Below are 22,522 nucleotides of genomic sequence, written 5' to 3'. Positions count from 1 at the left end.
TTTTACCTTTTATCACACATTTTCGTTTCATTTGTAATGTTTCCATCCGCAACCGTAACTGTATGGAAACAGTCTTTCACACGTACTGTAACGACATTATCTTTTCGATCTATCACATGATAATCATTAAACTTTTCATTCAAAGCACTACGAATTTGCTCCCCTTCAAAAATCGGAAAACCGTGAGACATTACCCAAATGAGACCAGCAACAGCAAGAATCGTTTTCATACGTTTCATTACCTCCTCGAGAGTAAACTTATAGTCCCTACAACACGCGCATTATAATTGTGTCTAAATTGTGACATTTTTATACTAATTCTATTTTATACCGCAAGTTCCTTCTTCTTTTTAATAAAAATACAGAATTTCCAATTTTATCAACATAAAAAAACGCAAAGAATTAAAAATTCTTCACGCTTTTCTTTAACGAAACTATATCGAAAGCATAACTCACATTAGTCTCCACTTTGTTGTTCTATCGTTTTTGAAACATCATATAATCCCGACAGCACTTCCGCTCTCATTTTTACAAGCTCAGGGAACTGATAGAAGAAAGCAATTTTTTTATATTTTAACTCTGTTCCTTCTTTCACCTTTTTTGAATCTTGTAAAATGAACGCTGTAAATGTATCTGCGATATCCTCCGTTACATTTGTTGTTCCATACAGCGATACAAAATCATCATGCTTTTCTTTATAAAATTCAATTTGTGCCTCTTCACTTTCTTCTACTTTCTTTTCTGTCCACTCTTGCTCAATTGGTTTCCAAAATTCATTATAAAATTGGTTAATATACGAAGTTTTTCTCGCACATCCATTTTTCAAGAATACCGTGTTACATTTATTTCGATATGATGAAATGTCTTTCTCTTCATCAAACGCCTCTAAATATTTCCTATCCACTGGTACTTGTTTATGCCCAATCGTTAATACGTGAGCCGTTTCATGAATTAATGTTTTCATCACTTCATCTATATTCACCCCAGAATCGAGCACGTCTAAACTAAGCAACCAATCTCTCGGGTCATCCATACTTGGCATGACATGGGCAACAACGCCGTCATAACCATCCGTTATTAGATCAAACCCTGTTATATTCTCACGATATTTCACTGGAATGAGAGTGCGATACATGTCCCATAACGTTTCATGATACTCTCTATCTTGTCGCTGGCTTAACAAATCATCTTTTGCTACTTTGTCATCTGCAAAAACTTTATTCAATCTCTTACGATCCAATTTCTCAAAATAAGGATCTACAATTTCATCATCATCGATATAATAAGAAGCTAAAAAGAAGTAATTGTAATTGTCATCCTCTTCTTTTTTCTGTTCCGCCTCTTTCATATTCATACTTTCATACTCTTCTATGTCATAATCCTCTACTTTTTCAAGTTCTGAAAGTCCCTCTATCTTTTTATATACTTTTTGTAATGTTTTATCTCCTATTTGCGTACACCCTTCTTCTGTTTTACAAATTTCTTTTTCTTTCGTAACCTCGATAGCACTCTCGCATCCTGCAACTAAACTGCTTGCTATAATACAACACACTAACTTGCCATACAGTTCCTTCATACAATCCCCCATTATTCCATTCTACAAAATATCATAATCATTTTTTTGCGAATATGCGATAATTAATTATAAAAACTGCAAGGGGCTTCCCATGATTCGTGCAATCTTATTCGACTTAGATGGAACACTATTAGATCGGCGCCAATCTTTAGAACAATTTATTTGTGAGCAATATAATCGCTTCGCCTCACATTTGAAGAGCATAGAGAAATCAGAGTATTGTTCTCGATTTCTTGAACTCGATAATAATGGCTATACGTGGAAGGATAAAGTATATGCTACTCTCTTTTCTGGATACAACATTACTACTTTAACGCAAGAACAACTACTACACGACTATATTACAAACTTCCAACATCATTGTATTCCTTTCAAAAACACGCATGAACTACTTCAACAGTTAAAACAGCGAAACATTAAAATTGGTATTATTACAAATGGTTTTACTGAATTTCAGATGAGCAACCTTCGAGCACTACATATACATACGTATACAAACACCATTCTCGTTTCAGAAGCTGAAGGAATTAAAAAACCTCATCCTGAAATTTTCGAACGTGCTTTGCAAAGACTAGATGTGAAGGCAGAAGAATGTCTTTATGTTGGAGATCATCCAGAAAACGATGTGCTTGGTTCTGAACAAGTAGGGATTCTTGGTGTTTGGAAAAAAGATTCGTTTTGGGGGAATTTTAAGCATTCACGTATCGTAGATGATTTGTTGGAGGTGCTTTCGTTTTTAGAGGTGGAGATAAAAACACAATAATAGTAATTAAATTACATCAATGATTTTCACAATAGATCGATTTACTGAAAAAAAATAAAAATAATAAGAGGAGGCGTTGTTCAAAAAAGCCTCCTCTTATTATTCATACACTGTAAACTGTGGTTTACTCGGATGATCTTTTACTAGCGCATCATCTGGAAACTTTGAAACTTTTTGATATAAGGCAATGTCACCGATACAACCTGCTGTTAGTAGAATTCCTAAAAATGAGAGTGGCTCCAGATTCATAGCTAATCCCAATACAATTGGCAAAATTCCAGTTGGTAAAAACGGAAGCATTAACACTTTCTTCATTTGCTTTACTGTAACCGCCTGTTTAGAATGAGCATATGCAACACCTAATTTCCAATTAACGCCCCATTTTAGTTCACTCCACGGAACACCTCCGATATAGCGAAAGCCAATTAAATGTATCGCTTCATGAATACAAACGAGAACAATCATTGCGATAATAAAAAGAAACATCGTTAATAATGTAACTTCAACTTGAACCCCACCTGAAAGAAATATATGCAAATAACCAATTCCAAACGACAAAGCAATTATTATAAAAAATAAAGAAAAGTTTAATTTAACCATCGAAACAGTAACAGTCGTTTCTTTTCTTTTATCCATCTTCCCCCTCCTAAAATGTAAATATATCTTTACAAAATTGTATAATATACCCAAAATAATGTAAAGATATATTTACATTTATTCTTACATACAAAAAAAGAAACCGGCCACTTTACTTCGTAAAACAGCCGATTTCTTCTATATGTTTCATCGTACGCGCTAATACGTCATCGCGCATTATAAAGCTAAATTTTCTATTCGTTTTAATGTTGTCAGGAATGTCTTTTAATAAAACAGACCCTTTCGTTTCTTCGTAATGCGTATGTTCTTCTACCGCACTAATTGTTGCAAAATAAATGTTTTTAATGATTATTTTGTCTTTTCCAGATACTTTGTATTGTCCTAAGTAAGTTAAATCAGAAACTATGCCGCCGGTTTCTTCATGAACCTCTCGAACTGCCGCTTCTTCCGGTGTTTCCCCTAATTCTACTTTACCACCTGGAAATTCAAGTCCGCGACGTAAATGATGCGTTAATAACCATTGATCCCCGTACCGGCATACAACCCAAACATGCTTTGGCTCAGGAGAAAATGGATAACGTTCAAACGATAATTGTACAGTGTTGTGGTAATAATCTTTAAATTTGTACATGCCATTACTCCCCTATTGATGGTTACAAGTTTTTCCTACCACAAATTGTAGCATATTCTCGCTTTTCTGCATAATATTATCCAATTACAATCCATTGATTATTCCCATTTGCGCGACTAATTCTTTCGTCTCATGATTTCCTAAATCGTAAATCATTTTATATGCTTTTTGTAGTTGTTCATCATATCGGTCATTATTTGAATCGTGATGATACTCAACAAATGGAACGTGGGAGCGTACAAATGACCCTAAATCTTCTACATATGCTTGATCAAAGTGCTCTCGTAATTCCGTAATTTCCTCATCATTTGCGGAAATCTCAAAATTATACGTATCCGCCGTCTTCACTTGTGAAATTTGACCATTTCCTATTGATATATAATATGTTTTTTTCGTCTCCATGTAACACCCTTCTTTCATCCTTTTATTTTCTATTGTTTTCATCAATTACAAAATTATGTAAAATAAAGAAAAGGAGGGGGTTTTATGTTCAAAATATTAATTATCGGTATTATCATCGTCCTAATCATCCTCGTACTCTCCATCATGACAATTAATAAAGGCTATGCTTATAAACATTCCGTCGATAAACTAGAAGACAATCCTTATACAAAAAAGAATAAGGAGAATTCCTAATATGCTTCGTATACTTCGCATCATAGTAGCACTCACTGTGATTGTTATGTCGGCAATTGGATTATATACAGGTCAAAATAATTTTTTACCTCTTTCACAATTTCTATTAGGAGCTTTAATGTTTCTCATCGCATTTGAACAAATAAAGAAAAAGGAGGCAGCAACTGGATTTATTTGTATTATTGCCGGTGCTTTCATTTGGATTGTTCTCATCATTAGCTATATCAAATAAAAGGAGGTACATGCATGCTAAAAGGAGTACGGATTACTTTATCACTTATTGCTTTATGTATAGCAATCTATGGATTTTTTACTAGTAATAGAGAAATAATGCCGTATATGTTTATCTTTTTAGGAGTTATGGCCCTCACCATAAGTTTAGAGGAAATATTAAAACAGCAAACAGGAGGTAGTGTGCTCGCTCTACTAGCAGGAGCCGCTGCTTTATTTATTGGTTTCACAGAAATATTCCGATAAATGGTCTAAAGGAGGCTATACAATGCTAACTCTAACTATATTACGGAGTTTTTTAGCATTTCTCATGCTTCTCTTACTCATTCTAAGCACTTATATCCATGTTACCGATAATTTTTCACTTCTCCCATACGTACAATTTATTCTCAGTTGTTTCTTTATTCTTCTAGGAATTAATGAATTGAAATCCGGACGAAAATCAATGAGTATCCCGTATTTTTTTGTTTCGGGCCTTATATTATTCGTTTTAATATCATATTACTTTCGCTACATGTAGAATGAAATTTTGACCAATTTGGCATTTATAATTATTTTCTCTCAGTAACTATTTCTTTCTACTTAAGGGGGATTCCATGTTAAAAAACATTCAAATTATAATCGCCACTATCGCTCTTTCTCTCGCCCTATTTAGCTTCTTTGCAAACTTCACTATTCTTTTACCTTACGTGTTTATCCTTTTAAGTATTATGTGTATCCTTTTTGGAATCGATGAAATAAAGAAGCAGCAAAAAAAGAAAGCATTTGTTTATTTTCTCTGTTCTGCCTTTGTTTTATATGTTGGAGTGTCTAGTATACTTTCATAAAAAAAGAACATGTTCGTTCTTAATAAAATAAAAAAACTGCCCTTTCACAGGCAGTTTTCCTTTTTATCCAAACACTTTCTCAAGTTCATCTTTATCTTGGCTTAACCAGAAGTTCATTAAGCGTTGTGCTCCTTCTAAGTCGTGAAGCTTCGCTTGACCACATTGTGTTTCATTTGCAGCCGGAATTTCTGTAATTTGAACCGCATCTTTTAATGTTAATTCTAATAAATCAATGATTTCTCGTACTGTCGGTGTTCCGCTTACTACAAGATAATATCCTGTTTGGCAGCCCATCGGTGAAATATCGATAATATCAAAATGCGGATAACGATCAATATATTTACGTAAATTAAATGCTAATAAATGCTCTAACGTATGAATAACATCTGGTTTCATTGCTTGTTTATTCGGTTGACAGAAACGAATATCAAATTTATTTACAATACCGTCACTACCTACATTGTGAACTCCGCAATGTCTTACATAAGGTGCCTTTACAATCGTATGATCTAATTCAAAGCTTTCTACTGATGGCATAAAACATCTCTCCCGCTTTTAATTTAATTCCGTTATATCCAATATGATATAACGGAAATGCACATTAGTAAAGTATTATGTACAGTCGTGCTATAATACTTTAAAAGTATGCTGAAAAGGAGACCATTATGAAACAGATTTTTATTGGGATTATACGCTTTTATCAAAAGTTCATTTCTCCGATGACACCACCAACATGCCGCTTTTATCCAACTTGTTCTCATTACGGATTAGAGGCGTTTCAAAAACATGGTGCACTCAAAGGCTTTTGGCTTACTTGTAAGCGTATATTAAAATGTCATCCTTTCCACCCGGGAGGATTTGATCCTGTCCCAGATAAAAAGGATGACAAAGTAAATTCTTAATTGTCGTAACCATTCACAACTAAATCTAATTTTCCTGTATCAGGATCTATAACAAGACCGTGAACAGGTACTTCTTCTGGAAGTAATGGATGGTTGCGAAGTATCGATACGCTATGTTCTACACTTTCTTCTACACTAGAGAACCCTTGTAGGAATCTTTCTAAATCGATTCCAGAATAACGGAGTGTATCTAATTTCTCATTTGTTATACCGCGTTCTTTCATCTTCTCAATTGTACTGCTTGCTTGAATTTTTGCCATACCGCAATCATGGTGACCAACTACACAAACTTCATCAGCACCAAGTTCATATACAGCAACTAAAATACTACGCATAATACTTCCGAATGGATGTGAGATAACAGCTCCTGCTACTTTAATAATTTTCACATCACCGTTACGCATATTCATTGCTTTTGGTAATAATTCAACAAGACGAGTATCCATACAAGAGATAATTACCATTTTTTTATTCGGGAATTTTCCCGTTTCATACTCTTCGTATCTTTTCTCTTCAACAAATTTTTCATTGTATTGTAAAATCTCTTCTAATGACTTCATAGTAAAAAACCCTCTTTTCTCTCATTTACATTACTTATATAGTGTACCAAAATATGAAAAACTCAAAAAGGATATCGCTTTATAGTAAAAATAAGATATTTTCAGATAATCGACATAATTCTTTCAAAATATACACACAGCTTTGTAACAAGTCTCACATACTTTAAACGTATTTTCACTATAAACTGATTGTAGATAATGTAAAAAAGGAGTGAATATTTATTATGTCCGACGTTCTGTTACTGAGTCGTTTTCAATTTGCAATTACTATTTTTTATCACTTTTTATTTGTACCTTTGACAATCGGACTTGTCATTTTAGTAGCATGTATGGAAACTCAATACGCCCGCACATTGAATCCAACATACCGTAAAATGGCAAATTTCTGGGGTAAATTATTTACAATTAACTTCGTAATGGGGATTATAACTGGGATTACGATGGAATTCCAATTTGGAACGAACTGGTCTGAATACTCCAAATATATGGGAGATATTTTCGGATCACCTCTCGCAATCGAAGCACTCGTTGCCTTCTTCTTAGAATCTACTTTCATGGGAATATGGTTATTCGGTAAAGACAAAATTTCACCAAAATTCCGTGCCTTCTGTATGTGGATGGTTGCACTTGGAACAAACATTTCCGCACTTTGGATTATTACAGCAAACGGATTTATGCAAAACCCTGTTGGCTACGTAGTACGTAATGGCCGCGCTGAATTAAATGATTTCTGGGCACTCGTTACAAATCCATATGCTTGGAATATGTTCTTCCATACTGTCATTGGTTGTTATATCGTAGGTGCTTTCTTCGTTATGGCAATTAGTGCCTATCACTTATTACGTAAAAATGAAGTGGAATTCTTCAAAAAATCATTTAAGTTTGGTTTAATGTTAGGCTTATTCGCCGCAACAATTACACCGTTTATGGGACATCAATCTGGTGTATCAGCAGCTAAATATCAACCAGCAAAAGGAGCTGCGATGGAAGCAGTTTGGGAAACTGGAAAAGGACAAGGCTTCTCAATTGTTCAAATTCCTGATGTAAAAAATGAGAAGAACTTTGAATTCCTTACGATTCCAAAACTCGGAAGCTTCTTCTATACAAACTCATTTGATGGCGAAATTGTTGGTTTAAAAGATATTCCGAAAGATGAACGTCCAAATGTTAACCTCGTGTATTATAGCTTCCGCTTAATGGTTGCACTTGGTATGTTCTTTATGGCATTAACTTGGTATGGCTTCTATTTAAACCGAAAAGGAAAACTAGAGAACTCAAAACGTTATTTAAAAATTACAATATGGTCTGTCTTACTTCCATACATTGCGATTAATGCTGGCTGGATTGTCGCTGAAGTAGGTCGTCAACCTTGGACAGTATATAAACTAATGCGTACCGCAGAATCTGTATCACCTATATCTGTTCCACAAATTTGGTTCTCATTAATTAGTTTAATTTTGTTCTACACTTTACTTTTAATCGCAGACGTATACTTAATGCTGAAGTTCGCGAAAAAAGGACCTGCAGCATTAGAAGATCCTGCTACTGAGGGAGGCGTGGCTCATGTCTCATGATATGCTTGCAATCATCTGGTTTGGTTTATGGGGCGTGATTTGGACAGTTTACTTTATTCTTGACGGGTATGCACTTGGTAACGGAATGATTTTTCCTTTCGTTACGAAAGATCGACAAGAACGAAATCAATTACAAGAAGCAATTGGCCCCTTCTGGGGCGGTAATGAAGTATGGTTAATTACAGCTGGTGGCGCAACATTTGCTGCCTTCCCAGTCACATATGCAAATATGTTTAGTTATCTATATACACCGTTATTCTTAGTATTACTTGCACTGTTTGCTCGTGCCGCTGGACTGGAATTCATGCATAAAGATGATTCACCGATTTGGCAAAAAACTTGTAAATGGGCATTTGCAATTGGCAGTTTTTTAATTGCTTTCCTATTCGGTGTTACGTTCGCTAATCTTTATTACGGACTACAAATCGGAAAAAATGGTTATGAAGGAAATTTACTTAGCTTACTAAACCATTACGGTATTTTAGGAGGGTTGTTCTTCACTGCTATATTTGTCGTATCCGGTGCCCTTTGGGTCATGATTAAAACGACTGGTGAAGTATCCGACCGTGCTTATAAAATCGCAAGACCATTTTCAATGGCAGCAGCTATTATTTTAGCTATCTTCTATGTAGCAACTGCTAATCGGACAAACTTATTCCAAAACTTTACGGAATATCCGGTACTATTCATTCTTCCAGTACTTGCAATGCTAATGAGTGTACTCGCACTTATTATGGTGTACAAACATAAAATTGGCCTTGCATTCACATTCGTTTGCCTAACAATCGCAATGTTTATGACAACTGGCTTTGCAGGTATGTTTCCAAGAATGTTACCATCTCGTATTAACGATGCATACAGTACAACGTTATACAACGCAGCCGGTAGTCAATTAAACTTAAAAATTATGTTCTTCGTTGCAATGGTCATGGTACCAATCGTTATTGGATATCAGCTTTGGAGCTACAGTATTTTTAAAAATAAAATTCATAAAGACTCTGCTAAAGGGTATCACTAAAATGAAAAAAGACACTTCGTTTGAAGTGTCTTTTTTATACGTATGATTTTCGATAGGATGTTATATTTCTAATCTAACAACTATAATACAGAAGAATCATTAACAGCTCACAGCTAGATTGTAGCACAGGACAAACATGTTACTTTATGCAATTTTGCATATAAAAATTATAATGTAGATTGGATTACTTGATCATACACATCGCTATCTCTTACATCCGCTGTACTAACCCCGCTAAACGTTTGTACTTTTATTCCTGTATTCGATGATCCTGACCCATTATACGCTTTCGTTTTTTCAATCGGCTGCACATTATATTTATCTCCTAAATTAATCGTTCCGTTACAGTTTTCAATAATAACACCTTCCACAACTGCCGGCATTTTGTCACCCACTTTCATTTCTTTACTTTTATTTTATGAAAATCGCCTAGAAAAATAGCATGTTTCAATAAGAAAAAGCACTCAAATTGAGTGCTTTTTCTTTAAGCATAAAGACAAGTTTGGAGACAGTTGACTTCTTCAAAATTTTATTAGGGGTAATATTTTGAAAAAGAAAGCCTTTCATATGTAGGTTAACACCACTGGAATATATAGTAAATTGATAATATTTATACGGAAGATTGCTAATGTTTAGTATAGATAGTTTACACTATGCTAACAGTGAAAACTATCTATACTAATAAAAAAAGGTGCCTTCAAAGAAGCCACCTTTCAAAAACAGACACTATAAAACAGAATTATTTATTGTTATACGATTGTTAGATACAAAAAGTAGAGGGAAATGTTTGTATGAAATTCTGCTTTATAAAGTCTGTCTACAACTTATATTGTAATCCTCTTCATTTGAAAAAAAATATAATATGCACAATTGCATACAAAAAGAAAAAGCACTCTACTGAGTGCCTTTTCAACCATTTTACTTTTAATATATCGCTTTGAATATATTGTAACATATGTATTCAAATATTTTATTGAGAAAATTCAAAATCCTTTTTCTTTCATTTTCACTTATAAAATCATGTAATATAAAAGGTATGTCAAATTCTTATACAAGTTGAGGTGTACTATATTTATGCTGTATTTTGGAATTATTCCTCTTATACTATTTATTATTTTTCTTATTTCCTATTTAAAAGATCCGCGAAAAATAATAAACGGCTTTTTATTTAATGCCTTTGTCTGTTTTTTCCTTCTTTTTTGTGTGATTATATCTGTGAATTCAAGTAGTGATGTCCTACGCTATATTATAATTTTACCTATTTTAGCACTTCTTATTATGCTTCCTTTCGGTATTGTTGCTTTAATGTTTGGGCTATTTCTTAATGCTAGAATTTTAATGAAGCGAGAAGGAAGACGGTTCACCAACTGTTTAACACTCCTTGCTGCTTTAGGGATGTTATTCTTTATGTTACTCCCTATTATAAACCCAGCAAGTTTGGTCTCATCGCATTTAGAGCCTATTTTTGCAGCTATTTCTCTTATAAGCTTCTATTTCTTTATACACTTAACTAATTTCTTAAGCGCATATTTTTTATACCAATTCAACAGACCAAGACGTAATCAAGATTTCATCATCGTTCTTGGTAGCGGCTTAATTAATGATAAAGTACCACCTTTACTTGCAAGCCGCATTAATAAAGCGATCGACTTCTATTGGAAACAAGCCGCTGTGAATACACCACCAACAATTATTTTTTCTGGTGGACAAGGTCCAGATGAAGGTCTTCCAGAAGCGGAAGCGATGCAAAGTTACGCTGTTGAAAAAGGAATTCCTCTTGAACATACAGTCCAGGAAAATCGCTCTGTAAACACATATCAAAATATGCTGTTCTCTAAAGAAATTATGGATTCTTTAAAACCAGAAGGTAAATATAAAAGTATTTTTACAACGAATAATTTCCACCTTTTCCGTGCTGGTATATATGCAAGACAAGCTGGTCTTAACAGCCAAGGTATTGGATCAAAAACTGCATTTTATTACTGGCCTAACGCAATGATCCGTGAATATGTTGCGATTGTCGTAATGGGACGTAAGCGCCATATGAAAATATGTGGAACTATTTTAGGCTTAGCTGTATTCGTATCAGTACTTAGTTTTATATTTTCTTAATAGCATCCCATCCTTTGAAAGGATGGGATTTCTTATACTTATTTCAAAAATATTTTAAAGATAATATGGTCATAATATTCCCTGCATACATCCATTAAAGGAGAAATTTTTCAAATTAAATGTTAAAATAAAATTTAGATGTAAATTATGTAACAAACAAGAAACTAGTTTGAAACGAGGAAATTATATGGAGAAAAGTATCAAAAACAAGCCCAATAAGCTAAAAATTGCTTCGAAAGCTTTGATGATTATTATTGGGGCATTTATCACAGCGTACGGATTAGAAGCAGTATTAATTCCAAATAATGTATCAGACGGTGGTGTGACTGGTTTAAGTATCGTTAGTTCAAGATTATTTGGATTGCCATTAGGAGCTCTAATCGCAGTTATTAACATTCCTTTCGTTTGGTTAGGATATAAGCAAATCGGTAAAAGCTTTGCGATTTATTCCATTATCGGGATTGCTTCATTAGCAATAGGTACCGTTGTCATGCACGGAATACCAGCTATTATTGAAGGCGATACATTATTAGTTACAGTTGTTGGTGGTATTATTATCGGTTTTGGTATGGGACTAGCATTACGTAACGGTGGGGCATTAGATGGAATCGATATGCTAGCTGTATTGCTTTCTCGTAAGTTACCATTTGGAACGAGTGACCTTATTTTATTCTTAAACATGTTCGTATTTATTTTCGTATCAACGGTATTCGGTCTTCAAGGAGCTATCCTTTCGGCAATTGCTTACTTTATTGCTTCGAAAGTGATTCATATCGTTGAAGTTGGTTTAAGTGGTTCAAAAGCATTTAAAATTATTACAAAAGAGCCTGAATTAATGGTAGAAACAATTCGCGATCGTTTAGGCAGAAGTGCAACATATAACGAAGTATACGGTGGTTATTCAAGAGAGAAATTCAAAGAAATTTCTTGCGTAATTAACCGTTTAGAAGAAAGTAAAATGAAAGAACTTATTAATGAAATCGATCCTAATGCCTTTATTACCGTTTATGACGTAGCAGAAGTAAAAGGCGGTAATTTCAAGAAACGTGATATTCATTAATCGTTATGAAAAAAGAGGGTGTGCCGAGATTTTGGTACACCCTCTTTTTATTATTAAGTTGCTATCGTTGTCAGTTTTTGTCGGTAAGTCGATATATTTCAATAATCGCTGATATATTTTGAATTGTGGTCGATATATTCCAATAATCGCTGATATATTTTGAATTACGGTCGATATATTCTAATAATCGCTGATATATTTTTACTCGCCCCCTTATGCCTAAATTACACCACCTGAAAGGAATTAGTTCTTATAACAAGAAAAAAGACCAAAAAGCAATTTACACTTTTCGGTCTCTACACTATCTTCTCTTCGTAATCTTTCCTGAACCACCGACCCTCGTTTTTGGAGGAGATGTATTTCTTGGCGGCGTTTTAATAGATGATTTCGGCTTCACATCTGATCCACTTGAACCGCCTGGTGTTTTTGTAATTTTACCCTTGCTTCCAGTAGAAGGTGGGGGCGTCGTATTATTTCCTTTTTCAGTAATACTTCCCTTATCACCTACTGATGGTTTCGAATCTACATTATCGCCTCGCTTAATGATAGACCCTTTCCCTTCCTTCGTAATTGGAGGTGGGGTTTTCTTTTCTTCTTTCGTAGGTGGTCTCTCTGGAATGACTGGTTTATGATTTTGTCTGTCGTTATATCCTCGATAATCACCGTATGATGATTTTCGTGAACCGAATATATCGTTTAATATGCTACCCATAATATATCCTTGCAAGAAGGACGGTTGATAATTTTGACGGACAAATTCTTTATTACTTATTTCAATTAATGTATCAGATGGTTTCTCTTTATCCTTTTGCAGGTTATAAATCTTGTCAGAATAAACGAGGAACATTTGATTTTCGTCTTCTTTAGATGCTTGCTTCGGTTCTCTTTCGTTAATGAGTTCCTTCGCTACTTCAGGAACTGACCGATTGGCGGCCCTATACACGTAAGATTCTTGTTTACCTTCCTTGGCAACAGATTCAAGTGGATAACGGTCTTGAATCGACTTTGTCTGCCCGCCTTGACAACCTGATAAGGCATAACCAGCAACAACAAGTAATATAACGATAGCAAGTATAGGGATCACAAACGATTTAATCATGGTAAACAATCGGTTTGACATGATTACGCCCCCTTACGTTGCTCTTATAATTTGTACATCAGCAGGAATGATTGCTTCTCCCTCATACATCATTGTGCGACCATTTTGCCATTCAATACGCAATAATTTTCGATTATCTGATTGGAATTCCCATATATACTGTTCTTCTGAAGCTGAGAATGGAGTTTTTCCCATCACAACAACACGTCCGTTATATTGTTCTTCCATATGGTACTCGATATCATCCATTTCAATTGTCGTCGGAATTTCATCAATTGAATCTAAGCGACCATCAATTGGAGTATATAATTTGTAATACGTATTTTCTCGGTCTTCAATTTTTAAATAACGAATATCTTTTCCATCTTGCAATGTCAAAACAATTTCCTTGCGCGAATGCATACTCGTTTTCCCAATTAATTCATACATAACTAATGAAACTTCAATCATATCGCCAGGAGCTAACGTTAAAAGACTCTTTTCCGGCTTCGGTGGCTCTGGGCTTTTCATTATATTTTTAATTCGTTTAAATAAACTCATGATCTACCCCTCCTTTTCTCTTTATAAACAAGCACCTAAAATTAGTGCACCAACAATATGTAATGATCCGGCTAACATCGCATGTGCAACGCTACCTTCTTTCGTACCTTCTTCTAAATCAAGACCAGACATTTTCTTTAATACGAATTCGATAAACATTTCTACCACTAATAAAATAACGAAAGAAACTGCTGATGCAAGAAGTGCTTGCCATAAGTCATTTGCTTTCGTTATCGATTGAGATAAAATGTACCCTTGTGCAAATAATTTCATAATAAAACGAGTTGTTACAGCTGTATTTCCATTTTTGATTTCTTTTAAATCATTGTATTTTGTAAAAATTGAATCAACCCACATAATTGCAAATAAAAGTACTGCACTCGCTCCAGTCCATACAAGCATGGCAACTACATTCATCCATGTCATTGCAAAACCTCCTCTAAAATATAATAGAAAACCGACATGAGTATATTTAGACATGTCGGTTCATTTGTCTCTATTCTATATTATTTCTCATACTGCTTCATAATACGAGCTAATTCATCGTCAACAGCAGAATTTTTGTTTAAGCTTGCGAATTCATCATCTAATGATTTTTCTTTCTTATAAACTTCACCGCTTGCTTCCGCTTCAGCCTCTAATTGAAGAGCTTTCTCTTCCATACGGCTTAAACCAGCTTTTGCTGAATTTGAATCAAATCCAGACATCGCCTGATTAATATTCTTTTGTGCTTTCGCCGCATTTACACGCGCTACAAGTGTTTCACGTTTATTTTTCAGCTCATTTAATTGCTTACGCATTTCTTCTAGCTTTAGGCGCAGGTTATCAGCAGCAGCTTTATTTTGCTCATAGCTTGCTTTATACTCATTCATTTTTTGCTCTGCGTTTTGTTTTTCTTCTAATGCACGACGCGCAAGATCTAAGTTATTAGCTTGAACAGCCATATGAGCCTGCTCTTCACGTTTTTTCACAAGTGCTTCTTGCTCTTCAAATAATATTTTGAATTTCTTCTCAAGTGCGATTTGAGCTGCTACACTTTTCTCAGCTTCTTGTACATCCGCTTGCATATCGCGTAAATATTGATCCGTCATCTTAACTGGATCTTCCGCTTTTTCAATTAACGAGTACACATTCGACATTGTTAAATCTCTTAATCGTTTAAATACAGACATCTAAATTCCTCCTATGATATACCTCATATTTCAAATTCACTACTTGGAAAACTGAAAAATCTCCCTTTACAGTAAAGAATATTCATTTTTACAGCCTATGTGTTTATTATAACAAAACTAATATGTCCTTACATGTTATTTCCAAAATACATCCATTATAATATGACATTCTATATACAATATTGCATTTCTAATATATTCTCATTATCCCTCTTTGAAATTAACTTACTTTTGTGCAATTTCACTAAATTACATAAGTGTAATGTTACTGTAAGCTAACTCGATAGTTGCATTCCGATATTTCTTATACACTAATACCAGAAGCAACAAACAAGCTTCTTCACATGTAAGCACTAATACAAAAATTGTATTTACTATAAAACATATAAAAGGAGAAATCATCATGAAAAAATTAGTAGGAATCGGATTAGCAGCAGCAATTTCATTTGGAGCATTATCAGGTTGTTCTTTATTAGGAGAGAAAGCGAACGGTTTTGTACTGTACGGCTCAGAAGAACAAGTTCAACAAATTACAGATAAAAACAAAAAAGAAGTGAAAGAAAAAGACTTCTATAAAATGAAAATGACAACATTAGATGGTAAAAAAGTTCTTGTAATGGATAAGAAAACTGGTGAAGAACTAGTGAAAAAAGAGTTACTTAGCAAAGTTGATGAAAAAGACAACACGAAACCACTTGATAAATTACCAGCTGTAACAACAGAACAAGGTGTATTATTCGCAAAAGAGAAAGTAGAAAATGCTACACTTGATGGAGCGAAATTAAAATATGAAGGCAACACAATTATCGGAAGTGGCCGTGCATATACAGATATGTATGCGATTGTTGATGACGCAACTTACAGCAATGTAAAAGGTGATGAAAAATCTGTAGGTGTATTAAAATTTGATAAAGACCCAAGTAAAGAATTCCCTGGTTACAAAGGCGTAGAAGCTTCTCAACTTGTAAAAATTAAAAAGTAAAAAGTAAAACAAAAAAGCTTTGCGAAATTCGCAAAGCTTTTTTCTATTTATGAGCAACTTGTTCCATATCCGGACTACAAGTATTCGACTGACATGACTTATTTAAAGAACATGCCGCGCATTTTCCTTTTTTACTTCTCTTTACAAAATTAACTAACGTATATGCTGCATAACCAAAAATGATAGCTCCAATTATAATATTGACCATCATCACAATACATCTCCTTCTAGAATCCGAGTAAGGATCCAACTTGGTATATAATGAGCGTTAATACATAAGCAACTACGAGTGGATAAACGACTGAGAAAATCGTCCATTTCGCTGATCCTGTTTCACGTTTAATAACAGCTACCGTCGCTAAACACGGAACATATAATAAAATAAAGAACATAAATGCATAAGCTGATAATGCTGTATAATGTGCTCCCATTACATTTCCAAGCACATCTTCTTTAACTGCATAAATAATTGCCATTGTAGAAACGACAACTTCCTTCGCTAAAAATCCTGTTAAAAGGGATGCTGCAGCTTGCCACGTTCCGAAGCCGAGCGGTGCAAATAGTGGTGCGATAAATCCACCAATCATCGCTAAGTAGCTATCTCCCATATCAACGCCAAATCCTGATGGACCTGCATAGTTTAATAACCAAATGACAACCGAACCACCAAAGATGAATGTACCAGCTTTACGAACAAATCCTTTTCCTTTCTCCCACGTGCTTAGCCATAATGTTTTCGCTTGTGGCACACGGTAAGGTGGTAATTCAATTACGAAAATAGACTTTTCCGCTTTCAAAATCGTAAGAGACATAATTTTTGTAACTAATAACGCAAGAACAATCCCTGCAACATATAAAGAAAATACAACAGTCGCCTGACTATGCGGGAAAAATACACCCGCAAATAATGCATATACAGGTAATCGTGCTGAACAAGACATAAATGGTGTTACTAAAATGGTAAGTAAACGTTCTTTTTCCTGTTCAATCGTTCTCGCAGCCATGATACCTGGAACGTTACATCCAAAACCGATAATCATCGGAATAAAAGCTTTTCCGTTTAAGCCGAAAAACTCCATAATTCTATCCATAACAACTGCAATTCGCGCCATATACCCTGAGTCTTCTAATAATGAAATGAAAAAGAATAGTGCAAAGATTTGTGGTACGAATACTAATACCGCACCAACACCGGCAATAATACCTTCTGTAACGAGCGCTTGAATAAAATCAGAAGCTCCAATACTTGTAAGTCCAGCCGTCACCCAATCCGTAAGCTGGCCACCAAAAAACTCATCTAACATATCCGATAAAGGTGTACCAATCCACGTAAACGTAACCTGAAAAATAAAAAACATAACTGCTAAAAAGATTGGAAGTCCTAAAATTTTATGTGTAATTAATCTATCAATTTTTTCTGAAAAAGGAATTTTCCCTTCTTTCTCATGCTTCATAACATTTGTTTTTAACTTTTCAATATACGCTTCACGAGTTTTGTAAATGTGCTCTTCTAACGTACAATCAAGTTTTCCTTCTAAGCGAGATCGAATGGCTATGAGTTCCTTATAAATTGGTAATGCTTTCATTTCTTTTTCTACTACTTCGTTATTGCTTAAAAATTGAAGTGCTAACCATCTCGGATGCTCGTAATTCACTGTCTCTAAAAGAGCAATTACTTCTCTAATTCCTTCATCCATTTGTACACCATATGAAATAAGGAATGGCTTTTTCTCTTGTTTGCCATTTTCTTTAAGAGTCGTAAGCAGCTCTTCACAGCCTTTTCCACTTCTTGCAACAACAGGAACGACTGTTACACCTAATAGCTCTGATAATCGTTTTACATCAATGACAATTCCTCTTTGCTTCGCCACATCAATCATGTTTAAACCAATTGAGACTGGCTTACCAAATTCAAGTAACTGCAACGTTAAATGCATATTTCTTTCAAACTGCGAGGAATCTACGATATTTAACATATGATTAAATTCTTCTGTTAATAGAAAGTTTGTTACAACACCTTCATCACGTGAAACTGGATTTAAATCATAAACACCTGGTAAATCAATTAATGTTCCTTGTCTATCTTTTAATTTACCAACCTTCTTTTCTACTGTTACACCGCTCCAGTTTCCTACATACTCATAAGAACCAGTAAGTGCATTAAATAATGATGTCTTCCCTGTATTCGGATTCCCTAGCAAAGCTACCTTATTCACGCTAATTCCACCTTTATCATTTTCGCGTCACAATGACGAATACTAATTAACTGTCCACGACACTCCAATGTACAAGGACCTTTGAACATCGCTTTCTGTTTCAAGCGAAGTACGCTTCCTTCCGCAAGACCGAAAGCAGCTAGTCTACGCTTTAATAGTTGATCTAAAGACTGAATACTTTTTACTAACACTTTCTCTCCAATTTTAATATCTACTAAGCTCATAACCTTCCCCCTCAGAAGAGAATGATAATTATTTTCAAAAAAATTATACCACACCCAATTTCTCTTGTACTATACCCTTTTGCTTCATATTTATTAACATTTCGCTACAATTCTATTTCAATTATTGTCATACAGCATTTGTTTGCCATTCTCATCCATTTCGCTTACAATAAACAATAGCAAATAAAGAATCTCGTTATCACTGGGGGAGCCATGCCGCTGAGAGGGAACACTTCGTTCCGACCCTTCGAACCTGTTAGTTAATGCTAACGCAGGGATTGTGCAAACGTCCGAAATACATACCTCATTTTTATTTACGTATTTCGTATCCTCCTATGATATCTATTCTTTTTTGTACAACTTGGATTTAGGGGGAGACAACATGCGTAACACCAATTTACAAGCGATGATCGAATCTGCTATTCTTGCAGCCTTCGCCTTGGTCATCGACATTTTACCACTTTCAATAAAAATATCAGCAACAGGCGGTTCCATTTCATTTGCTATGATTCCTATTTTTATTATCGCATACCGCTGGGGTTTCAAAATGGCTTTCTTAGGAGGCTTAATTTGGGGATTATTACAAATTGTCGTAGGCGATGCCATTATCGTCACACCAATTCAAGTACTAATTGAATACTTTGTTGCTTTTGCATTCATTGGATTTGCTGGTTTATTCTATCGTCCAATTCAAAAGGCGCTTTTAGCGTCAAATGAAAATAGCGAAGAACAATCAAATTTAGGTAGCCGTAAAGACAAACCTTCATCAAAACCAAACCAAGGAAAGAAAGTAATTGGATACATTATCGTCGCTACTTTTATCGGTAGTCTAGCTCGTTACTTCTGTCACTTTATCGCTGGTATCATTTTCTGGGGACAATATGCACCAAAAGGCCAATCGGCTTTCCTATATTCTTTAATATTTAACGGTAGTACAATGATTGGTTCCTATATTCTATGTACCGTTTTACTTATATTTTTATTTATCACTTCACCACGCTTATTCAAAAGCATCAGTGCTTATCAAATGAATACACAAAAAAAGGGCGCTTAATGAGCGCTCTTTTTTCATATCGTAATATTAATTAAAAATACAATAAATGCGCAAAAGAAAATAAATACCATTATACTTAGCCAATTGCTATGCACGGTTCATCGACTCCTTACATAACCTCATATTCTAAACAAATTATACTGATTAAAAATAAAAATTAGGTAAAGATAATATGAAAATAATTTAAAAAAACGTAGATCATATTTTCTACGCTTTTTTCGGTAAATAGAAATAAAATAACACACCATCTTCTGTATTTCCTGCCCCATATTCAGTATCATGTAGTTCTAAAATATTCTTTGAAATGGCAAGCCCAAGCCCCGTCCCACCTTGTGAACGCTGCCGAGCTGTATCCACTCGATAAAAACGATCCCAAATTTTATCTAATTGTTCTTCTTCAATGTGAGTACCTTTATTTTCAATGCACACTTTTATACGATCCTTCTCATCTATTGTAGAAATAATAATATCTTCTTTATTTGGTGTATAACGTATGGCATTCGTAATGAAATTCACGATGACTTGTTCAATCCGGCCTTGATTTGCAATCACTTCAAATGAACATATATTTTTATGAACACGAAGCTCTTTTTTCTCTATTTCCACAGATAGATGTTCACATATGTCTTCAATTACTGTATCAATATAAAACGAATCCTTTTTCATTTTATATGTACCAGATTCAAATTTAGCTAACTCAAGCATATCCAAAATTAACGTATCCATTTTGTCTACTTCTCTCTCCATCGCCTGAAAATAATAATCCTTTTTATGCTCAGCTACCCCGTCTTTTAAAATAGAAATACAGCTTTTCATAATACTTAGCGGTGTTTTTAATTCATGTGAAACACCAGAAATGAATTCTTTTCGCGTCTTTTCTAACTTTCTTTCCTTTTCAATATCTTCTTCTAACTGCCCAATATGCGAATGGAGTTTATTTGATAGCACATTAATATTTTTCGATAAATCTCCAATTTCATCTTTTGAAGTAATCGGTATTTTTTCTGTAAAATCTAATTGTGCTATTTTCTTCGTCGTATCATTTATTTTTAATAATGGTTTTGCAATTTGTTTTGAATAATAAAACGAAGCTAAAAAAATAAGAACAACTACAAATGCAATGATATAGATGTAATAATCTTGCACCATTTGTACAGCTTCATCTACGGGCTGTAAAGAAGCCATCGCATAAATATATGTTACTGATCCATCTTTTTCTTTTATTGGTTTCATTAATAATTTATATTTTATATCATTCTTTTCATAGTCCATTGTCTTTGTTGAATACTCTATTTGATTACTCTCTTTTAGTAATACATCTGTTTGAAATTCTTTTATACTATCCAAAAATAAAGTATTTTTATAAATTGGATTCACAGGACCTTTTACATCTGGAAACTGTACTTTTGTAACAAACCCACCTATGTAAGCATCTGGTTCTTGGGCAGCTTGCTCCTGAACAGCCGGCTTCTTTTCCTTACTTACTTGTTCCTCAGCTGCTTTCTTTTTCTCCTCATCTAATTTACTCATTTTCTCCTTAAATGCTTTTTCTAACGGTTTATTAGATCCACTTAAATTCTGCTTAGATAACGAGAAAGAGAATGGAATAAAACTATCTCCTTTTTTCACTCCAGAAAAATAAATTCCTTGGCCTAGAAACTGATCTGATGATTTATTATCAATCTCTTCTATATTGACGAGATTGTATAAAGGAATTTTGAATATTTGTTGTCCAAAGCTCTTTTGTTGCCTACGATCTATCGTTACTTCAAAATAAAAATCATCTGCATGTTTTAAATCCCCGTTCTTATCTAATGTCGTAATCCACGTATTATTTTCTCTTAAAAAGTCTTGCTCAAGTTTCTGAATTCCTTCTACGTTTCCTGTGTAGTTTAAATAATTCTTCTCAAAGGAATTTAAATTTACTTTAATATCTTCCACTTTTCGATTCGCATAATATTGTTTAAAAAATATCGTTTGTCCAATAAATATCGTCGCTAAAATCAACATGCATAATGCCGTTGTAAGAGTAAATAATTTTAGTACAATTCCTTTCCTCATACATTGCCCTCAAATTTATAACCTGTTCGTACTACAGTTGTAATATACTTTGCTTTCTCTCCTAATTTATTTCTTAAATTACGAATATGACTATTCACCGTTCGATCATCACCAGCAAATTCATATCCCCAAATTCTTGAAATGAGTTGCTCTCGCGTTAAAACGATTCCTTGATTTTTCATGAAATACGCTAATATTTCAAATTCTGTATGCGTTAAATTAATATCTGTTCTATCTACCGTAACAGTGCGAGACGGAAAATGAACGTGAATACCGTGGATTGATAATGTATCATCTTCATTCTCTAAAAGTTGCTTTGTCACTTTTCTGCTTTCTAATAACCTTTTCGCTCTTGCTAATAAAATTGGCGGACTATACGGCTTCGTCACATAGTCATTTGCCCCAAGTTCAAAACCAAGTAACGTATCGTCTTCATCTACGCGCGCCGTCAGCATAATAATAGGCACCTCAGACGTCTTCCTAATTCTTCGGCAAACAGACCATCCATCGAGTTCTGGCAACATAATATCTAAAATAACTAAATCAACCTCTTCTTCTTCAAATACAACTAAAGCCTCTTTCCCGTCCCTCGCTTCAAACACTACATATTGTTCACTTAAAAAATAATCTTTTAATATTTCACGTAATATGTCTTCATCTTCAACAATTAAAATGTTTTTTGACATA

29 protein-coding genes and 1 riboswitch are annotated in these 22,522 nt (G+C 34.3%); of the genes, 12 read left to right on the top strand and 17 right to left on the bottom strand.

The annotated features are described in order from the left end of the window. Window positions 1–2: 2 nt before the first annotated feature. Together ACTJJY_RS11875 and ACTJJY_RS11870 are read right to left on the bottom strand one after the other, a co-directional pair. On the bottom strand, window positions 3–230 hold the full coding sequence (locus ACTJJY_RS11875; protein ID WP_000849112.1) for a hypothetical protein: 228 nt from the start codon (window positions 228–230) through the stop codon (window positions 3–5). 227 nt (window positions 231–457) lie between these two features. After that, on the bottom strand, window positions 458–1,576 hold the full coding sequence (locus tag ACTJJY_RS11870) for a recombinase family protein (protein WP_440605578.1): 1,119 nt from the start codon (window positions 1,574–1,576) through the stop codon (window positions 458–460). Between the two features lie 91 nt (window positions 1,577–1,667). Here ACTJJY_RS11870 and ACTJJY_RS11865 point away from each other — a divergent pair, with 91 nt between their 5' ends. Continuing rightward, complete coding sequence (locus tag ACTJJY_RS11865) at window positions 1,668–2,339, top strand: HAD family hydrolase (RefSeq protein WP_440605577.1); 672 nt, start codon at window positions 1,668–1,670, stop codon at window positions 2,337–2,339. Between the two features lie 99 nt (window positions 2,340–2,438). Here ACTJJY_RS11865 and ACTJJY_RS11860 read toward each other — a convergent pair whose 3' ends face one another. The 3 genes from ACTJJY_RS11860 to ACTJJY_RS11850 form a co-directional block, all read right to left on the bottom strand. Continuing rightward, window positions 2,439–2,975, bottom strand: coding sequence for a DUF3267 domain-containing protein (locus ACTJJY_RS11860; RefSeq protein WP_000361287.1), 537 nt, complete (start codon window positions 2,973–2,975; stop codon window positions 2,439–2,441). Between the two features lie 112 nt (window positions 2,976–3,087). Further along, complete coding sequence (mutTA, locus tag ACTJJY_RS11855) at window positions 3,088–3,567, bottom strand: antimutator 8-oxo-(dGTP/GTP)ase (protein WP_000276385.1); 480 nt, start codon at window positions 3,565–3,567, stop codon at window positions 3,088–3,090. An 84-nt stretch (window positions 3,568–3,651) separates the two neighbouring features. After that, on the bottom strand, window positions 3,652–3,969 hold the full coding sequence (locus ACTJJY_RS11850) for a hypothetical protein (RefSeq protein WP_000448409.1): 318 nt from the start codon (window positions 3,967–3,969) through the stop codon (window positions 3,652–3,654). An 84-nt stretch (window positions 3,970–4,053) separates the two neighbouring features. On the opposite strand from ACTJJY_RS11850, the gene ytzI reads away from it, so the two are divergent. The 4 genes from ytzI (at window position 4,054) to ACTJJY_RS11830 (ending at window position 5,261) form a co-directional block, all read left to right on the top strand. After that, window positions 4,054–4,203 (top strand): YtzI protein, encoded by a 150-nt coding sequence (ytzI, locus tag ACTJJY_RS11845; RefSeq protein ID WP_000472791.1) that lies wholly within the window; start codon window positions 4,054–4,056, stop codon window positions 4,201–4,203. Between the two features lies 1 nt (window position 4,204). Then, window positions 4,205–4,435 carry a DUF3953 domain-containing protein gene (locus ACTJJY_RS11840; RefSeq protein ID WP_000944455.1) on the top strand — a complete coding sequence of 77 codons (231 nt, stop codon included), beginning with the start codon at window positions 4,205–4,207 and terminating at the stop codon, window positions 4,433–4,435. Window positions 4,436–4,449: 14 nt separating this feature from the next. Then, window positions 4,450–4,680 carry a DUF3953 domain-containing protein gene (locus tag ACTJJY_RS11835; protein ID WP_440605576.1) on the top strand — a complete coding sequence of 77 codons (231 nt, stop codon included), beginning with the start codon at window positions 4,450–4,452 and terminating at the stop codon, window positions 4,678–4,680. A 350-nt stretch (window positions 4,681–5,030) separates the two neighbouring features. Continuing rightward, window positions 5,031–5,261, top strand: a complete 231-nt coding sequence (locus ACTJJY_RS11830) for a YczI family protein (RefSeq protein ID WP_440605575.1) — start codon at window positions 5,031–5,033, stop codon at window positions 5,259–5,261. Window positions 5,262–5,324: 63 nt separating this feature from the next. Here the strand turns inward: ACTJJY_RS11830 and luxS are convergent, their stop codons facing one another. Continuing rightward, window positions 5,325–5,798 carry an S-ribosylhomocysteine lyase LuxS gene (gene luxS / locus ACTJJY_RS11825; protein WP_001141371.1) on the bottom strand — a complete coding sequence of 158 codons (474 nt, stop codon included), beginning with the start codon at window positions 5,796–5,798 and terminating at the stop codon, window positions 5,325–5,327. Between the two features lie 128 nt (window positions 5,799–5,926). On the opposite strand from luxS, the gene yidD reads away from it, so the two are divergent. Then, window positions 5,927–6,163, top strand: a complete 237-nt coding sequence (gene yidD, locus ACTJJY_RS11820; protein WP_000809334.1) for a membrane protein insertion efficiency factor YidD — start codon at window positions 5,927–5,929, stop codon at window positions 6,161–6,163. On the opposite strand, the gene ACTJJY_RS11815 is transcribed toward yidD, so the two are convergent. Further along, window positions 6,160–6,723, bottom strand: coding sequence for a beta-class carbonic anhydrase (locus ACTJJY_RS11815; RefSeq protein ID WP_000838173.1), 564 nt, complete (start codon window positions 6,721–6,723; stop codon window positions 6,160–6,162). The genes yidD and ACTJJY_RS11815 overlap by 4 nt on opposite strands. Before the next feature lie 224 nt (window positions 6,724–6,947). Here ACTJJY_RS11815 and cydA point away from each other — a divergent pair, with 224 nt between their 5' ends. Next, window positions 6,948–8,297 carry a cytochrome ubiquinol oxidase subunit I gene (gene cydA / locus ACTJJY_RS11810; protein WP_001286164.1) on the top strand — a complete coding sequence of 450 codons (1,350 nt, stop codon included), beginning with the start codon at window positions 6,948–6,950 and terminating at the stop codon, window positions 8,295–8,297. Then, complete coding sequence (gene cydB, locus ACTJJY_RS11805) at window positions 8,287–9,315, top strand: cytochrome d ubiquinol oxidase subunit II (RefSeq protein ID WP_000017662.1); 1,029 nt, start codon at window positions 8,287–8,289, stop codon at window positions 9,313–9,315. The genes cydA and cydB overlap by 11 nt, the downstream gene beginning before the upstream one ends. A gap of 167 nt (window positions 9,316–9,482) precedes the next feature. Here cydB and ACTJJY_RS11800 read toward each other — a convergent pair whose 3' ends face one another. Beyond that, a complete protein-coding gene (locus ACTJJY_RS11800) occupies window positions 9,483–9,716 on the bottom strand; it encodes a spore germination protein (RefSeq protein ID WP_440605574.1) in 234 nt (77 codons plus the stop codon). Between the two features lie 673 nt (window positions 9,717–10,389). On the opposite strand from ACTJJY_RS11800, the gene ACTJJY_RS11795 reads away from it, so the two are divergent. Beyond that, window positions 10,390–11,427, top strand: a complete 1,038-nt coding sequence (locus tag ACTJJY_RS11795) for a YdcF family protein (protein ID WP_440605573.1) — start codon at window positions 10,390–10,392, stop codon at window positions 11,425–11,427. A gap of 187 nt (window positions 11,428–11,614) precedes the next feature. After that, complete coding sequence (locus ACTJJY_RS11790; RefSeq protein WP_023523234.1) at window positions 11,615–12,487, top strand: YitT family protein; 873 nt, start codon at window positions 11,615–11,617, stop codon at window positions 12,485–12,487. A gap of 301 nt (window positions 12,488–12,788) precedes the next feature. Here the strand turns inward: ACTJJY_RS11790 and ACTJJY_RS11785 are convergent, their stop codons facing one another. From ACTJJY_RS11785 to ACTJJY_RS11770, 4 genes are all read right to left on the bottom strand, one after another. Next, a complete protein-coding gene (locus tag ACTJJY_RS11785) occupies window positions 12,789–13,607 on the bottom strand; it encodes a DUF4247 domain-containing protein (protein ID WP_440605572.1) in 819 nt (272 codons plus the stop codon). 12 nt (window positions 13,608–13,619) lie between these two features. Beyond that, the gene (locus tag ACTJJY_RS11780; protein ID WP_000051743.1) at window positions 13,620–14,126 is read right to left on the bottom strand and encodes a DUF4178 domain-containing protein; all 507 of its coding nucleotides are present in this window, start codon (window positions 14,124–14,126) and stop codon (window positions 13,620–13,622) included. Between the two features lie 21 nt (window positions 14,127–14,147). Further along, window positions 14,148–14,552: a DUF350 domain-containing protein gene (locus tag ACTJJY_RS11775; protein ID WP_000220087.1), complete on the bottom strand. Its 405-nt coding sequence runs from the start codon at window positions 14,550–14,552 to the stop codon at window positions 14,148–14,150. A gap of 80 nt (window positions 14,553–14,632) precedes the next feature. Next, the gene (locus ACTJJY_RS11770; protein WP_000110280.1) at window positions 14,633–15,298 is read right to left on the bottom strand and encodes a PspA/IM30 family protein; all 666 of its coding nucleotides are present in this window, start codon (window positions 15,296–15,298) and stop codon (window positions 14,633–14,635) included. Window positions 15,299–15,701: 403 nt separating this feature from the next. Here ACTJJY_RS11770 and ACTJJY_RS11765 point away from each other — a divergent pair, with 403 nt between their 5' ends. Continuing rightward, window positions 15,702–16,280: a lipoprotein BA_5634 family protein gene (locus ACTJJY_RS11765; protein WP_048565089.1), complete on the top strand. Its 579-nt coding sequence runs from the start codon at window positions 15,702–15,704 to the stop codon at window positions 16,278–16,280. A 43-nt stretch (window positions 16,281–16,323) separates the two neighbouring features. On the opposite strand, the gene ACTJJY_RS11760 is transcribed toward ACTJJY_RS11765, so the two are convergent. Genes ACTJJY_RS11760 through ACTJJY_RS11750 form a run of 3 tightly spaced genes read right to left on the bottom strand, consistent with a single transcriptional unit; the run spans window position 16,324 to window position 18,720 of the window. Next, entirely contained in the window at window positions 16,324–16,491 is a 168-nt protein-coding gene (locus ACTJJY_RS11760; protein WP_000989596.1) for a FeoB-associated Cys-rich membrane protein, read from the bottom strand. 16 nt (window positions 16,492–16,507) lie between these two features. After that, window positions 16,508–18,496, bottom strand: coding sequence for a ferrous iron transport protein B (gene feoB, locus ACTJJY_RS11755; RefSeq protein WP_440605571.1), 1,989 nt, complete (start codon window positions 18,494–18,496; stop codon window positions 16,508–16,510). Then, window positions 18,493–18,720, bottom strand: coding sequence for a FeoA family protein (locus ACTJJY_RS11750; protein WP_440605570.1), 228 nt, complete (start codon window positions 18,718–18,720; stop codon window positions 18,493–18,495). Before ACTJJY_RS11750 ends, feoB begins: the two co-directional genes overlap by 4 nt. 194 nt (window positions 18,721–18,914) lie before the next feature. Continuing rightward, window positions 18,915–19,016: riboswitch (TPP riboswitch) on the top strand. Between the two features lie 86 nt (window positions 19,017–19,102). Between ACTJJY_RS11750 and ACTJJY_RS11745 the strand changes: the two genes are divergently transcribed. Beyond that, window positions 19,103–19,774 carry an energy-coupled thiamine transporter ThiT gene (locus tag ACTJJY_RS11745; RefSeq protein ID WP_001246567.1) on the top strand — a complete coding sequence of 224 codons (672 nt, stop codon included), beginning with the start codon at window positions 19,103–19,105 and terminating at the stop codon, window positions 19,772–19,774. Between the two features lie 207 nt (window positions 19,775–19,981). Here ACTJJY_RS11745 and ACTJJY_RS11740 read toward each other — a convergent pair whose 3' ends face one another. Together ACTJJY_RS11740 and ACTJJY_RS11735 are read right to left on the bottom strand one after the other, a co-directional pair. Then, window positions 19,982–21,835 (bottom strand): sensor histidine kinase, encoded by a 1,854-nt coding sequence (locus tag ACTJJY_RS11740; RefSeq protein ID WP_440605569.1) that lies wholly within the window; start codon window positions 21,833–21,835, stop codon window positions 19,982–19,984. Further along, window positions 21,832–22,521: a response regulator transcription factor gene (locus tag ACTJJY_RS11735; protein WP_440605568.1), complete on the bottom strand. Its 690-nt coding sequence runs from the start codon at window positions 22,519–22,521 to the stop codon at window positions 21,832–21,834. Before ACTJJY_RS11735 ends, ACTJJY_RS11740 begins: the two co-directional genes overlap by 4 nt. Window position 22,522: the final 1 nt, after the last annotated feature.

Origin of the sequence: Bacillus sp. 22475 (assembly GCF_052044835.1) — a bacterium.
In the GTDB taxonomy this organism is placed as follows: domain Bacteria; phylum Bacillota; class Bacilli; order Bacillales; family Bacillaceae_G; genus Bacillus_A; species Bacillus_A cereus.
This window is presented reverse-complemented; position numbering and strand designations above follow the sequence as displayed.

Excerpts from the sequence above, each read along its gene's own strand:
- ACTJJY_RS11875 (WP_000849112.1), bottom strand. The coding sequence starts at position 230 with ATGAAAACGATTCTTGCTGTTGCTGGTCTCATTTGGGTAATGTCTCAC.
- ACTJJY_RS11870 (WP_440605578.1), bottom strand. The coding sequence starts at position 1,576 with ATGAAGGAACTGTATGGCAAGTTAGTGTGTTGTATTATAGCAAGCAGT.
- ACTJJY_RS11865 (WP_440605577.1), top strand. The coding sequence starts at position 1,668 with ATGATTCGTGCAATCTTATTCGACTTAGATGGAACACTATTAGATCGG.
- ACTJJY_RS11860 (WP_000361287.1), bottom strand. The coding sequence starts at position 2,975 with ATGGATAAAAGAAAAGAAACGACTGTTACTGTTTCGATGGTTAAATTA.
- mutTA (WP_000276385.1), bottom strand. The coding sequence starts at position 3,567 with ATGTACAAATTTAAAGATTATTACCACAACACTGTACAATTATCGTTT.
- ACTJJY_RS11850 (WP_000448409.1), bottom strand. The coding sequence starts at position 3,969 with ATGGAGACGAAAAAAACATATTATATATCAATAGGAAATGGTCAAATT.
- ytzI (WP_000472791.1), top strand. The coding sequence starts at position 4,054 with ATGTTCAAAATATTAATTATCGGTATTATCATCGTCCTAATCATCCTC.
- ACTJJY_RS11840 (WP_000944455.1), top strand. The coding sequence starts at position 4,205 with ATGCTTCGTATACTTCGCATCATAGTAGCACTCACTGTGATTGTTATG.
- ACTJJY_RS11835 (WP_440605576.1), top strand. The coding sequence starts at position 4,450 with ATGCTAAAAGGAGTACGGATTACTTTATCACTTATTGCTTTATGTATA.
- ACTJJY_RS11830 (WP_440605575.1), top strand. The coding sequence starts at position 5,031 with ATGTTAAAAAACATTCAAATTATAATCGCCACTATCGCTCTTTCTCTC.
- luxS (WP_001141371.1), bottom strand. The coding sequence starts at position 5,798 with ATGCCATCAGTAGAAAGCTTTGAATTAGATCATACGATTGTAAAGGCA.
- yidD (WP_000809334.1), top strand. The coding sequence starts at position 5,927 with ATGAAACAGATTTTTATTGGGATTATACGCTTTTATCAAAAGTTCATT.
- ACTJJY_RS11815 (WP_000838173.1), bottom strand. The coding sequence starts at position 6,723 with ATGAAGTCATTAGAAGAGATTTTACAATACAATGAAAAATTTGTTGAA.
- cydA (WP_001286164.1), top strand. The coding sequence starts at position 6,948 with ATGTCCGACGTTCTGTTACTGAGTCGTTTTCAATTTGCAATTACTATT.
- cydB (WP_000017662.1), top strand. The coding sequence starts at position 8,287 with ATGTCTCATGATATGCTTGCAATCATCTGGTTTGGTTTATGGGGCGTG.
- ACTJJY_RS11800 (WP_440605574.1), bottom strand. The coding sequence starts at position 9,716 with ATGAAAGTGGGTGACAAAATGCCGGCAGTTGTGGAAGGTGTTATTATT.
- ACTJJY_RS11795 (WP_440605573.1), top strand. The coding sequence starts at position 10,390 with ATGCTGTATTTTGGAATTATTCCTCTTATACTATTTATTATTTTTCTT.
- ACTJJY_RS11790 (WP_023523234.1), top strand. The coding sequence starts at position 11,615 with ATGGAGAAAAGTATCAAAAACAAGCCCAATAAGCTAAAAATTGCTTCG.
- ACTJJY_RS11785 (WP_440605572.1), bottom strand. The coding sequence starts at position 13,607 with ATGTCAAACCGATTGTTTACCATGATTAAATCGTTTGTGATCCCTATA.
- ACTJJY_RS11780 (WP_000051743.1), bottom strand. The coding sequence starts at position 14,126 with ATGAGTTTATTTAAACGAATTAAAAATATAATGAAAAGCCCAGAGCCA.
- ACTJJY_RS11775 (WP_000220087.1), bottom strand. The coding sequence starts at position 14,552 with ATGACATGGATGAATGTAGTTGCCATGCTTGTATGGACTGGAGCGAGT.
- ACTJJY_RS11770 (WP_000110280.1), bottom strand. The coding sequence starts at position 15,298 with ATGTCTGTATTTAAACGATTAAGAGATTTAACAATGTCGAATGTGTAC.
- ACTJJY_RS11765 (WP_048565089.1), top strand. The coding sequence starts at position 15,702 with ATGAAAAAATTAGTAGGAATCGGATTAGCAGCAGCAATTTCATTTGGA.
- ACTJJY_RS11760 (WP_000989596.1), bottom strand. The coding sequence starts at position 16,491 with ATGATGGTCAATATTATAATTGGAGCTATCATTTTTGGTTATGCAGCA.
- ACTJJY_RS11750 (WP_440605570.1), bottom strand. The coding sequence starts at position 18,720 with ATGAGCTTAGTAGATATTAAAATTGGAGAGAAAGTGTTAGTAAAAAGT.
- ACTJJY_RS11745 (WP_001246567.1), top strand. The coding sequence starts at position 19,103 with ATGCGTAACACCAATTTACAAGCGATGATCGAATCTGCTATTCTTGCA.
- ACTJJY_RS11740 (WP_440605569.1), bottom strand. The coding sequence starts at position 21,835 with ATGAGGAAAGGAATTGTACTAAAATTATTTACTCTTACAACGGCATTA.
- ACTJJY_RS11735 (WP_440605568.1), bottom strand. The coding sequence starts at position 22,521 with ATGTCAAAAAACATTTTAATTGTTGAAGATGAAGACATATTACGTGAA.